Annotated in this window: 10 protein-coding genes; 4 read left to right on the top strand and 6 right to left on the bottom strand. The window is 36.5% G+C overall.

Annotation, left to right across the window (positions count from 1 at the left end):
- Positions 1–7 precede the first annotated feature (7 nt).
- Positions 8–1189 carry a M20/M25/M40 family metallo-hydrolase gene (locus NAT51_RS17255; protein ID WP_250600925.1) on the bottom strand — a complete coding sequence of 394 codons (1182 nt, stop codon included), beginning with the start codon at positions 1187–1189 and terminating at the stop codon, positions 8–10.
- Between the two features lie 271 nt (positions 1190–1460).
- Here NAT51_RS17255 and NAT51_RS17250 point away from each other — a divergent pair, with 271 nt between their 5' ends.
- Positions 1461–2159, top strand: coding sequence for a hypothetical protein (locus NAT51_RS17250; RefSeq protein ID WP_250600923.1), 699 nt, complete (start codon positions 1461–1463; stop codon positions 2157–2159).
- 199 nt (positions 2160–2358) lie between these two features.
- Here the strand turns inward: NAT51_RS17250 and NAT51_RS17245 are convergent, their stop codons facing one another.
- From NAT51_RS17245 to NAT51_RS17230, 4 genes are all read right to left on the bottom strand, one after another.
- A complete protein-coding gene (locus NAT51_RS17245) occupies positions 2359–3633 on the bottom strand; it encodes a glycosyltransferase family 4 protein (protein WP_262921825.1) in 1275 nt (424 codons plus the stop codon).
- Complete coding sequence (gene crcB, locus NAT51_RS17240) at positions 3633–4007, bottom strand: fluoride efflux transporter CrcB (RefSeq protein WP_250600921.1); 375 nt, start codon at positions 4005–4007, stop codon at positions 3633–3635. Before crcB ends, NAT51_RS17245 begins: the two co-directional genes overlap by 1 nt.
- A gap of 6 nt (positions 4008–4013) precedes the next feature.
- Complete coding sequence (locus tag NAT51_RS17235) at positions 4014–6425, bottom strand: YfhO family protein (RefSeq protein ID WP_250600919.1); 2412 nt, start codon at positions 6423–6425, stop codon at positions 4014–4016.
- A 126-nt stretch (positions 6426–6551) separates the two neighbouring features.
- Positions 6552–6818 carry a DUF4834 family protein gene (locus NAT51_RS17230; RefSeq protein WP_250600917.1) on the bottom strand — a complete coding sequence of 89 codons (267 nt, stop codon included), beginning with the start codon at positions 6816–6818 and terminating at the stop codon, positions 6552–6554.
- Between the two features lie 94 nt (positions 6819–6912).
- Between NAT51_RS17230 and NAT51_RS17225 the strand changes: the two genes are divergently transcribed.
- A complete protein-coding gene (locus NAT51_RS17225) occupies positions 6913–7974 on the top strand; it encodes a transporter (protein WP_250600915.1) in 1062 nt (353 codons plus the stop codon).
- A gap of 3 nt (positions 7975–7977) precedes the next feature.
- The gene (locus NAT51_RS17220; RefSeq protein ID WP_250600913.1) at positions 7978–9096 is read left to right on the top strand and encodes a GTP cyclohydrolase; all 1119 of its coding nucleotides are present in this window, start codon (positions 7978–7980) and stop codon (positions 9094–9096) included.
- Positions 9097–9148: 52 nt separating this feature from the next.
- Here NAT51_RS17220 and NAT51_RS17215 read toward each other — a convergent pair whose 3' ends face one another.
- Positions 9149–10408 carry an aminotransferase class I/II-fold pyridoxal phosphate-dependent enzyme gene (locus NAT51_RS17215; RefSeq protein ID WP_250600912.1) on the bottom strand — a complete coding sequence of 420 codons (1260 nt, stop codon included), beginning with the start codon at positions 10406–10408 and terminating at the stop codon, positions 9149–9151.
- Between the two features lie 266 nt (positions 10409–10674).
- Here NAT51_RS17215 and NAT51_RS17210 point away from each other — a divergent pair, with 266 nt between their 5' ends.
- Positions 10675–11988 carry an APC family permease gene (locus tag NAT51_RS17210; RefSeq protein WP_250600910.1) on the top strand — a complete coding sequence of 438 codons (1314 nt, stop codon included), beginning with the start codon at positions 10675–10677 and terminating at the stop codon, positions 11986–11988.
- The last annotated feature ends 348 nt before the right edge of the window (positions 11989–12336 follow it).

The following is a 12336-nucleotide window of genomic DNA, read 5'->3' as shown; positions in this document are numbered from 1 at the left end:
CTTTTTTTTATTGTATCACTATTTTTTTGGTTACTTTTTTATCACCGGATGATAAAGCCACAAGGTACATTCCTTTGGATAATCCCTGAATATCGATAGCTTCAATCAGCTTTGGGTTATTGAACGTAGACTTCAATGCTGTTTTTCCGTTAATATCAGTGATAAGAAGATCGTACTGACTCACATTCAGGCTTCCTAAATTAATATTCAGTCTGTCTTTTGTCGGATTTGGGTAAAAACTTACCTGATAGTCAAATTCATGGCCATCGTTTGACAAAACTGTTTCGGCTTTTGCGAAATGCAAAACAGCGCCTGTAGCCGCTTTGGCCACTTTATAATTGTAAACCGGATCCATATTCACTAACAAATCAGTTGCTGTATGTTTGTGACTGGTTTCGTTTTTTTCAAAAAAACCGGTAATGATTTCATTATTATCCTCAAAAGGCATATAATCTGAGGCGTAAGCATTTGACAGGAAAGTCTGTAAAGGAGAATACAAACCAACACACGTAATCAATTGGTTGGTCATTGTAGCCGATGCCGCATTATTTGTAGTTGGTGTTCCATTCGTGTCTTTTTCACAAGTGATCGTGTTGTTGGTCATTCCGGCAACACCTCCTACTTCATCAAGATTAAAAACCAATCTGATGTCCATTTTCGGAGTTGTACCATTTACTACTGCTGATACAAAATGCTGACTGCCTTTCAATCCGTCTTCTTCCCCACTGAAATTAATAAACTTTATTGAATATTCGGTATTTACATTTTGAAGCAAACGGGCTACTTCCAATATACTGGCAACACCACTTCCGTTGTCATTTGTTCCGGTACCATTGATCGAATCGTAATGTCCACATACAATTACATAAGTATTCGGATATAAGGTTCCCACTTTGGTTACCACTAAATTTTTGCACGTACTTCCCGAATAAGTATAAGTATCGGCCGTGATTTGTGCGGCAGAATATCCAAAGCTTGTATACTTATTCACCAACCACTGATAGGTATTCTCCAAAGCAGCCGTATTTCTGTACTTCACACCCAGTCCTTCAAACTGCGTTAAGCTATTGGTAATGTTTGTTTGTGATACCTGATTGGCGATATCCGCATAACGTTGTATAAAAGTTTGCCCTGAAGAAGCGTAATTAACTGATAAAAAAGTCAGTAAAGTTAGTAGTTTAGTTTTCATTGGTTTTTTAGTTTGGGTTTTTAACAAAAGTAAGCTATTCCGTTAAAAAAACAAATTATTTATACATCGTTAACAATCAACTACTTATGATTATTTTAAAAAATTATGCATGCATATAACAAGTTTTGGCACGCTAATTGGATATACCCTTACAACAAGTTAGATTACTTGTTCGACGAAGCCGAAAATCGAAAGAGTAAGCAAAAACAAATTATCGTATCAGGAAAAAATATAAAACTCCAAAATACCATAATTACTAAATTTAATAGTCATGAAAAAAGAAATTACATTAGTAATGGCCAGCATCTTCCTGGCAGGAAGTATGGCCTACGCGTCAGAAAACCCTGTTTTTTCTGACAACCAAGGCAAAGCAACTGTAAGACACCATGTAGATTACCGTGATGCTGAACCAATCAAATTTATGGAACGTGGAATTGAATTTTATGTATTCCCTAACGGAGATTTCGACTTCAATACACGTCCGCAAGACTCTGATACAGATGACGGTTATTATTTCAAAGCCGCAGGTAAAAGAGGAACCGTAACAGTAGAAAGACATCCGGTAAACTACGGAGTTCGTATCGAGCGTGATGCTTTCGGAAGAGTTAGAAGAGTTGGAAACACATTTATCAACTATGATGCTTTCGACAGAGTAAACAGAATTGGTACCGTGTACATGAAATACAACAGTTTCGCACTGACACAAATTGGTGGATTACGAATCGTTTATGACCGTAAAAGATGCATCATCAACATGTACGGAAACGTAAAAGGAAGAAGCTACGGATATGATTACCCAAGAGGCTATGAATCTCCAAGAAACGATTATCCAAGAAACGATTACCCTAGAGGTGGTGGTTATGAAAACGATGACGACGATTACTACTACTATAAAGCAGATGGTACAAAAGCTAAAATTGAAGATTCTTCCGACAATAAAGAGGATGAATCAGTAAGAAATAAAAGATAAGTTTTGTGAGATGAGTAGATCTCATATAAATTTGGTTAGGTTGGTTTTGTTTATGTTAACTCCGTGGTCGCCATACTACGGAGTTTTCTTTTTTAGGAGCTGTTTCCCGTCTTCCACTCTATCTTTTAAATTGTTTTGACAAACAATTCAAAAGGATGCCGTTTCAACCGGGGCTAGGGAAATCCGGTCAAAAGGAAAACTATACTAATTTGGATAATTGTCCGGTAAGGTTTTTACGGGAATATTGCTGCAAACCAACAGGAAATACTTTTAATTCCCTTTGTAAGTATTTCTCAAAATGAGCTAAAATGGTTGCTTTTAATCTTTCTTTCTCAGTATAGGTAAAGAAAGTGCCGGTGTTGGTTGACGTGATGATTTCGGCAAAGTCAGAATCTTTCGGTCCAATAGCCACAATCGGTCTTTCTGAAACAATATACTCAAACACTTTACCCGGAATAATACTTTTCGTTTCCTCCGAATCAATTTCAATCAACAACAAAACCTGTGATTTTCTCTGGTGTTCGACCGCTTCTTGATGCGATACATACCCCAGATTGTTCAAATAATCATTTAATCCGGATTCTGTTATCGTATCTAAAACTTCCTGACTCACTTTTCCCATCAACTTCAATTCGAAATAACGGGCAAATTCTTCATTATCATGAATCAGCTCACTGATGGATTCCCATAAAATTTTAGGATTCCTATCCGATAAAAACGAACCAATATGCGCCAATGTGAATTTTTCATCCAAAGGCTGCTTCACAACCTTTTCCACATCATAACCGTTTGTAATCACTTCGATTGGCTTCGATGTCAGGCGTTCAAATTCAACTTTGGTTGTTTTACTGGTTACAATAATCGTATCGGCCGTATTTAGAACAGTACTTTCCTGTAATTTGTGCTTTCTGTCGGCGTATTTTGAAAGTTTCAATGCAGAATGATATCCAATCGTCGTCCAGGGATCACGGAAATCGGCCAGCCATTTCACACCTAAATCTTCTTTTAACTGTAAACCAATCAAATGCAGACTGTGTGGTGGTCCTGAAGTTATAATAGTATCAATTCCGTTTTCCTTAATATACTTCTTTAAGTAACTTACTGAAGGTTTTACCCATAAAATCCTGGCATCGGGAATAAACAGATTTCCGCGTACCCAAAGCATCATCTTTTGCAAAAATGTCTGCTTCTTCTGATTGGGAATAATTCCCGAACTGATTCCTTTTGTATTTTTCTTTGAGAAAATGGATGCCAAACCGTATGGTTCAACAATTTTATTTTTTAAGATTATCGCTTTTTCCGAAACTTCTCCTACCAAACCTTCATCAACAATGGGATACATAGGGTTTTCCGGTACATAGACTACAGGCTGAATATCAAAATCCGGAAGATATTTGACAAATTTCAGCCAGCGCTGTACGCCCGGTCCGCCTGCTGGAGGCCAATAATAAGTTATGATGAGTACTTTTTTCATTATAATTTGGCAGCAATTAATATTCCGCACCAAGTTGCCGTAAAACCGATTATGATACTTAAAGCTGTATACAGTAAGGCTGTTCCCGTTTGATGATTCTGGATTAAACCTACGTTTTCAACTGAAAAAGCCGAAAAAGTGGTATAACCGCCACACAAACCGGTAATCAAAAACAGTTTTAAATCTTTTGACAACAAATTGTTTTTCTCAAAATACCCGAAAAACAATCCTATCAATAAACATCCTATACAATTGACCAGAAAAGTCCCCATGGGAAACGCCGAATTGAAAAATTTCCCGGCTATCAGATTCGTCAGATAGCGCAAGACACTACCAATTCCTCCTCCTATTCCTATGTAAATGATTGTTTTCAAAAAGCTTTATGCAGCAATTTTCTTTCTGTTCAGATAGATACCACCACCAATCAGTACCAACATCAATGCAAAACTGATCAAAGCAATTGTACTGCCTGTTTTTACAACCTGTGGCTCAAATCTGAACTCAACCGAATGCTTCCCTGCAGGAATTGCCAAACCTCTTAAGGCATAATCAACCCTGTCGTGTTCAACAAGTTTACCGTCAATATAAGCATTCCATCCGTTTTTATAATACATTTCAGAGAACACCGCATATCCGTTGTTTGGATTATCGGAAACGTATTTCAAATCGTTAGGTTTATATGATACAAGTTTAATGGTTGCTTTTGAATTATCAATTCCGCTTAAAAGCTCTTTTCCACCTTCATAATTTATAATTACCTGATTTTTTGAGTCAAATTTTGATAACATTTTCATTTCTTCATCAGCATTTTTTGCTTTCAGAATTTGCTTCACAAACCATGCATTACCATTGGCACCTGTACTCTTAATCGTAATTTGCTCCCCTTTTTCATTGGTTTGGATCATGTATTTCACATTCAGCATGTTCAAGACTTCAAGATTGTTTCTAACGATTTGATAATCGAACAATTCCTGCATACGTCTTGGTTTTGCCGCATGGTAACCTCCAATAGACTTATGGAAATAAGAAGCACGCGGATCACTCATGGCATTTCCGGAAACTTCAAATACACGGTAATGGGATTGATCCTGTAAAATAGCCGTATCAAATGGAGCTTCCACAAAAGGTTCATCCACCTCTTGTTTTGAAACGAAAGCTGAAGCATCAAGGTAATTTTTCCCAATTAAGAATAAATCGGCCACCATGAACAATCCAACTAATATTACCGCTACTTTACCCGAAATGGTGTTTTTAATTGACATCCAAAGAATTCCGAAAACCAATCCAACAAAAACCAAAGAACGGATCAAATCACTTGTATACAATGATTGTCTGTCGGCTTTAATTGCATCCACAAATTGCGGTCCGTATGATTCTCTCAAATAAGCATCTCCGCTTCCGGAAAAGCTGAACATTCCTTTGGCAAGGAATAATAAAATTAAAACACCACCACAAACTGCAGCCGATTTCCAAAGTGAATTCCATTTTTCTTTTTCTTCAGAAGTAAAGAATGTCTGTAATCCCATTAAGGCCAGAACCGGCATACAGATTTCCAATACAACCTGAATCGATGAAACCGCTCTGAATTTGTCGTACATCGGAACAAAATTGATAAAGAAATCGGTTAATATCGGGAAGTTTTTACCCCAAGACAATAGTAACGAAACTATTGCTCCGGCTAAAAAGGCGTATTTAATTTTACGTTTATCAACAAATAAAGCTAAAACCGCTAAGAAGAATACCACGATTCCAATATAAGCAGGCGCAGCAACGATAGGCTGATCGCCCCAGTAAGTCGGCACCCCTTTCACAATTTCCTTAGCCTGATCTTCAGTAAGTTGATGAGCAATGGCAAATTGGTACATTTCCGAATCGGTTCCCACATTCTCACTGTTTGAACCTCCAAAAAGCCTTGGTACAATCAGGTCAAAACTTTCTGCAATACCATAACTGTATTCTGTAATATAATCGTAAGTCATTGAAGTGTTTGACTCACTTTTCTTTCCATCCGGCGTAAAAGTTAATTCGCTTTTACCACGTGTACTTTCCTTAGCATATTCCTGAGTAGCCAAAATACCTGTAGCATTTGCGCCTACGGCAAGTAAACCGGCCACCACAAAAACTCCGAAACTATAAATCAACGGTTTCAATTCTTTCTCCTGAATAGCTCTGAAAGTATAATAAGCTGTCAAAATCAATAAGAAAATCAACAGGTAATAAGTCATTTGGTAGTGATTGGCATTTAATTCCAATGCCGCTGCTATCATGGTCAGTAATCCTCCCACAATCCAACGCTTTTGGAAAACCAGCAAAACGCCGGCTATTACCAATGGCATATAAGCAATAGCGTGTGCTTTAGCATTATGACCAACACCTAAAATTACGATAAGATAGGTTGAAAAACCAAACGCCAGTGCTCCAAAAAAAGCTTTGAGCGGCTTGATTTTCAATACCAATAATAAAATATAAAATCCTAAGAAATAGAGAAACATATAATCTGCAGGGCGCGGTAAAAAACGAAGCAGTCCGTCAACACTTTTTATATAATTATGCGGATAATTAGCACCCAACTGATACGTTGGCATTCCACCAAAAGCACTGTTTGTCCAGTAAGGTTCTTCATGATAAGCATCCCTGAAATCATTTTGTTCTTTTGCCATTGCCGTATATTGTACGATATCCGACTGCAGTAACTTTTTGCCTTGTAAAACGGGATAAAAATAGATAATAGAAACCAGCACAAAACCCAGTACGGCCAGTGCATGTGGATAAAAACGCTTCAGTTTGTCCATAGAATTTTCAGGTTATTCAAATAAAGGCGTGAAGATACGTTAAATTTTAGATTTAAAGCATCCCGTACAATATTTTTGATTTTTGCAGGTTATGAAGAATAATTTTAACCCGTAATGCTTCAAAAATCAATCAATTTCCTCGTAATCAATATATTCTCCTACTTGTTTTTTAGAAATGGGATTACCTTCTTTTTTTGGAGTATTGAAATCCTGATTGGTTTGTTGGTTAAAATTCCCCTGTTGGTAATGACGGTTAAAATTTTCCTGAGCCTTTTCCATCATGTTTTTCATGATTATAGGCATAAAAATGCGGGCCAAAATTTTAACTAAATAATAAAATCCAATGACAAAAATGATGACATTAACCAAACCTCTAAATGACGCTTCTTGCATGACAATTTTTTTTCAAAAATACGGATTATTGGCAATCACATTCTTAAAATAAAGATAAATTATGTTACATTTGGTTTTCTCAAATACTATAAAAATGAAATTACTCAGATTGGTATTATTAGGAAGTATTTTATGTGCTTCAACCTCAACCTACTCACAATTTACTGACCAGATCAATTCTAACCGACCAGGAAAATCGGCCGGAGCATTCGCTGTTGGTAAAAAAGTATTCCAAATCGAGTCGGGATTATACTATATTAATGAATCACACGATGTCCTTGATTATAAAGCAAACGGATTAGGATTAGAATTCACAGGCCGTTACGGATTATTAAAAGAACAACTGGAACTTACATTGGATGTACAGTTTCAGATGGATAAATACAAAAGTGATATTTTAGAAACCAACAGAAGTGGCCTGAGAAACACTACACTGGGTGCAAAATACTTATTTTATGATCCTTATAAAAAAGGAGAAGAAAAACCCAATATTTACAGTTGGAAAGCCAACCATAAATTCAAATGGAAAAGCCTTATCCCAGCCATTTCAGGTTATGCCGGGGTTAATTATACCATGGACAATGATTACAGCATCCCTGACGAAGCTACCATCAGCCCGAAAATCATGTTGATCACCCAAAATCATTTCAAAGGCAAATGGGTTTTTGTAACCAATTTAATAGCGGACAAAATTACTTCGGAAGCCAAAAATTTCGGATATGTCCTGACCATCACATACGGCGTCAATGAAAAATGGTCGGCTTTCTTTGAAAACAAGGGCGTAAAAGGTGATTATTATTCGGATGGCATTTTCACTTTGGGTGCCACACACTTATTAATGGACAATTTACAGGTAGATGCTTCCATCAGTAAAAACATCAAAACAACTCCTGATTTAATTTACGGCGGAATAGGTTTTTCTTGGCGTTTTGACAAAAAACACAAAGACATCGAAATCAAAGACGGAAAAGAAGTCAAGGAAAAGAAAGAAGGGAAATCCAAAAACGGCGTTTTATCTGACGAAGAATTGCAAAAAGCATCTGAAAAAGCAGAGAAAAAGAAACGCAGAAATAAAGGGGAAGATTTACCTGAAAAATCAACTCAGGAACAAGAAGAACAAAAATCAAAACGTCTGGAAGACGAAATAGAACCATAAACCATGATTAACATAATTGAAGCCAATACTAAAAGCCTTTTAAAAGATTTCGTTAAGTTTCCGTTTACCCTATACAAAGACAATCCATACTGGGTTCCGCCTTTGATCCAGGACGAAATGGAGACTTTCGACAAAACCAAGAATCCGGCTTTTTCAAGTGCTGAAGCCTATTTCTACATTGCATACAAAGACAACAAAATTGTTGGCCGTATCGCCGCCATCATCAACTGGGACGAAGTAAACGATCAAGAAAAAAAGAAAGTACGTTTTGGCTGGTGGGAAGTAATTGATGACATTGAAGTAACCAAAGCCTTATTGGAAAAAGTATATGAATTAGGACGTAAAAGCAATCTGGAATACGTTGAAGGTCCGATGGGCTTCTCAAACCTTGATAAAGTAGGAGTTGTTACCGAAGGCTTTGATGAAATAGGATCGATGATTACTTGGTACAATTATCCATATTATAAAGAACACTTGGAAAAATTAGGATATATCAAGGAAAAAGAATACCTCGAAAATAAATTTCCATTTTCAAATGTAAACCCAGACTTCTTCTTTAAAGCTCAGGAGCTGATTAAAAAAAGATATAGTTTGCGTCCAATCAATTTCACCAAAACAAAAGACATCATGCCTTATGTTGATGAAATGTTTGATTTGTTCAACAGTTCTTATGCCAGCTTATCTTCATTTGTCGCCATAACAGATGTTCAGAAAGAATACTTCAAGAAGAAATACATCGGCTTTATCAACCCGGAATACATTAAATTTGTAGTTGACAAGGATAATAAAATTGTAGCATTCAGTATTGTAATGCCTAGTTTTGGACAAGCGTTACAAAAAGCAAAAGGTAAATTATTCCCATTTGGCTTTTATCATTTACTAAAAGCAAAGAAAGAAAGCAAAGAAGTACTCTTTTATCTTATCGGAGTTGATCCCGAATACCAAAGTAAAGGAGTTACAGCCGTCATTTTTAATGAATATTACCATACTTTTAAAGAATTGGGCATTAAAGAATGTGTCCGGACTCCTGAATTGGAAGACAATACCGCCATTCATAATATCTGGAAGCACTTTGATCCGGTTACCTTCAGAAGAAGAAGAACCTATAAAAAAGATTTGTAAAATAAAAAAGCATCCTTGATCGGATGCTTTTTTTATGCTTTACTGTTTGAAATTAAGAAACGTCAACAGTTGTTTTATCAGCAATTGCTTTGTAAGTACCATTCGTTAATTTTTCACGGATAGCTTCAAACGCAGCTAATGTTTCAGAGATATCTTCTAATGTATGCGAAGCCGTAGGGATCATTCTCAACAAGATAATTCCTTTCGGGATTACCGGATACACAACGATAGATAAGAAAATATTATAGTTTTCACGCAAGTCATTTACCATTACCATCGCCTCTGGAATAGAACCTTCAAGATAAACCGGTGTCACACATGTATTAGTATCACCTATATTGAAACCTCTTTCTTTCAATCCGTTTTGTAATGTATTTACGTTAACCCAAAGTTTATCTTTCAATTCTGAAGATTTACGCAATAACTCCAAACGCTTCAATGAACCTATTGTCTGGATCATCGGCAACGCTTTTGCAAACATTTGCGAACGTAAGTTATATTTCAAATAATCGATAATATCTTTATCTGCCGCTACAAAAGCACCAATGTTTGCCATTGATTTAGCAAAAGTCGAGAAATACACGTCAATTCCGTCCTGACATCCTTGCTCCTCACCTGCTCCGGCACCGGTTTTCCCTAAAGTACCAAAACCATGAGCATCATCAACCAATAAACGGAAGTTGTATCTGTTTTTCATCTCAACGATTTCTTTCAGCTTTCCTTGCTGACCGCGCATTCCGAAAACTCCTTCAGTGATGAATAAAATTCCTCCTCCGGTTTCCTGCGCTAATTTAGTCGCACGCTGAAGGTTTTTCTCCATACTCTCAATATCGTTGTGCTTATAAGTAAAACGCTTACCCATATGCAAACGGACACCGTCAATAATACATGCGTGCGCGTCAACGTCATAAACAATTACGTCGTTTTTAGTCACTAATGCATCAATGATTGAAACCATTCCCTGGTAACCGAAATTCAATAAATAAGCTGCTTCTTTCATTACGAATTCAGCCAACTCATTTTCCAACTGCTCATGATAATTAGTATGACCAGACATCATACGTGCTCCCATCGGGTAAGCCGCACCATACATTTCTGCTGCTTCAACATCTGCTTTACGCACTTCAGGGTGGTTAGCCAATCCTAAATAATCATTAATAGACCAGTTTAATATTTCTTTTCCGTGGAATTGCATTCTTGGTCCAAGTTGTCCCTCTAACTTTGGAAAAACATAGTATCCTTCTGCTTGTGAAGCCCATTTTCCTAAAGGCCCTTTATTGTTTTGAATTCTTTCAAATAAATCTTTTACCATGATAAAATTGTGTTTTAAAAACGCCCCAAAAGTAATTATTTCTAAGCTTTAAACATAATTATTTATGAAAATAATACGCTTCGGTTCTGACTTTTCCTTTTAAACTTACTTTCGCTAAAATACTGGCCTTAAATCAATAATAACTGCACTGTCTGTAACAGCAAATAAGCAACTTTTAACAAAAAAGCTTTAATTTCAAACTTTAATCTTAAATTGGTAACGCATAATAACTACTCTTATTACAACCAACTAAATCATCTACCTATATGGCAGAAAAAAACAATCTTAAAAGTATTCTTGGTGTAGGTTTCGGAATTGCTGTCACTATCGGCGGCGTAATCGGATCGGGAATTTTATACAATCCGGGAATAATCACCGGTTTACTGAAAAATCATTGGCTCATTCTCTTATGCTGGCTGCTGGGCGGAGGTTATTTACTCATGGCTATTGGTGCCTACTCCGAATTGGGAACCATGATTCCAAAAGCCGGTGGCCCTTATAATTATGCCGAAAGAGCTTTCGGAAAATACATGGGTTTCCTCACTGGTTGGTTTGATTTCTTAGTAAACTCGTTGGCTCCAGCCTATATCAGCATTGCGATTTCTGAATATTTAGCCATTCTTTTCCCAACATTAAAAGGTTTTGAAACCTTAATCGCCATAAGTATTGTAATACTGTTTACCGTATACCATATTGGCGGAGTGAAAAATGGTGATATCTTCCAAAAAATAACAAGCATGGTAAAAGTCTGTGTATTTACTTTCCTGATTATTGCCTGTTTTTATTATGCCGGCGGAAAAGGTTCGTTGTTCACACATAATACAAACAGTTTTGATTTGAATGAAAGCGGAATTTATATTTCGGTTTTCAAAGCTTTACAACTAATAATAGGTACTTACGGTGGATGGAATGCTGCCTGTTATTTTGCCGAAGAGTTTAAAAACCCAGGGAAAGAACTTCCTAAATCATTGCTCTTCGGAGTATCGATTGTCATCGTAATTTATTTACTTTTTAATGCTGCATTACTGAGTGTGGTTCCAATGGATATTTTATCGGGCTCTTCCCTTGCGGCTTCCGATGCTGCCACTGTTGTGTTCGGAAAAACCGGAGGAACAATCTTCACTCTCGTTGCCATCTTATCATTAACAAGCATACTGAACGCATTTATTATGGTGCCGTCGCGTATTTTATTCGGGTTAAGCCGAAGCGGACATTTTATATCCCAAGGTGCCACAATCAATGAAAAAGGCTCTCCTTATATTGCGATGATCATTATTTGCATCCTCGAAATAATATACATTTTCTCTGGTTCATTTTCCGAATTGTTTGCACTGGGCACCTTTACAGTTTTAATTGTTGATGCATTGGCTTATGCTTCTGTCATTAAACTCCGTAAATCTGAACCGCAACTCCCGCGCCCATACAAACAAAAAGGATATCCTTTAAGCAGCTGGTTTCTGATTCTGGTGGTCATTACATTGCTAACCGGTTTTGCCATTGCTGATTATAAAAGTTTATTGATTCTTCTGGGAATTGTTGCCGTTTCGTATCCGGCATTCAGAATGTTACGGAAGAAATAACAGACTACAAAAAGAAAAGCCACTCTAGTGAGTGGCTTTTCTAACGAATTAATCTTCTAAAATTAAAGAACAAATTCTAAATGGAGTTAAAATTTTGAAAAATAGTAAAAACAGATGTGGTATTAACTTCTTAAAAAAACATTTGACTTTTGTCCCCAATCTAAAGTTTTTATGAAAGTATTCTGTTCTCTAGGTTTTTTAATTCATTCTTTTTAAGATTAGATTCTAGTTAGTTTGCTTGTTCAATTAAAACTTATATGTCAAAAGTAGCACAGATATACGAATGAGCGTTACGGTTTTTCCGCATTTCTTGTTAAAATTTGAATTTTTCCTACACTATTAAAATTC

Origin of the sequence: Flavobacterium amniphilum (assembly GCF_023634845.1) — a bacterium.
Lineage (GTDB): Bacteria > Bacteroidota > Bacteroidia > Flavobacteriales > Flavobacteriaceae > Flavobacterium > Flavobacterium amniphilum.
The sequence above is the reverse complement of the archived record's forward strand: the minus strand, read 5'-3'. Positions and strand labels throughout refer to the sequence as shown.

Excerpts from the sequence above, each read along its gene's own strand:
- NAT51_RS17255 (WP_250600925.1), bottom strand. The coding sequence starts at position 1,189 with ATGAAAACTAAACTACTAACTTTACTGACTTTTTTATCAGTTAATTAC.
- NAT51_RS17250 (WP_250600923.1), top strand. The coding sequence starts at position 1,461 with ATGAAAAAAGAAATTACATTAGTAATGGCCAGCATCTTCCTGGCAGGA.
- NAT51_RS17245 (WP_262921825.1), bottom strand. The coding sequence starts at position 3,633 with ATGAAAAAAGTACTCATCATAACTTATTATTGGCCTCCAGCAGGCGGA.
- NAT51_RS17235 (WP_250600919.1), bottom strand. The coding sequence starts at position 6,425 with ATGGACAAACTGAAGCGTTTTTATCCACATGCACTGGCCGTACTGGGT.
- NAT51_RS17230 (WP_250600917.1), bottom strand. The coding sequence starts at position 6,818 with ATGCAAGAAGCGTCATTTAGAGGTTTGGTTAATGTCATCATTTTTGTC.
- NAT51_RS17225 (WP_250600915.1), top strand. The coding sequence starts at position 6,913 with ATGAAATTACTCAGATTGGTATTATTAGGAAGTATTTTATGTGCTTCA.
- NAT51_RS17220 (WP_250600913.1), top strand. The coding sequence starts at position 7,978 with ATGATTAACATAATTGAAGCCAATACTAAAAGCCTTTTAAAAGATTTC.
- NAT51_RS17215 (WP_250600912.1), bottom strand. The coding sequence starts at position 10,408 with ATGGTAAAAGATTTATTTGAAAGAATTCAAAACAATAAAGGGCCTTTA.
- NAT51_RS17210 (WP_250600910.1), top strand. The coding sequence starts at position 10,675 with ATGGCAGAAAAAAACAATCTTAAAAGTATTCTTGGTGTAGGTTTCGGA.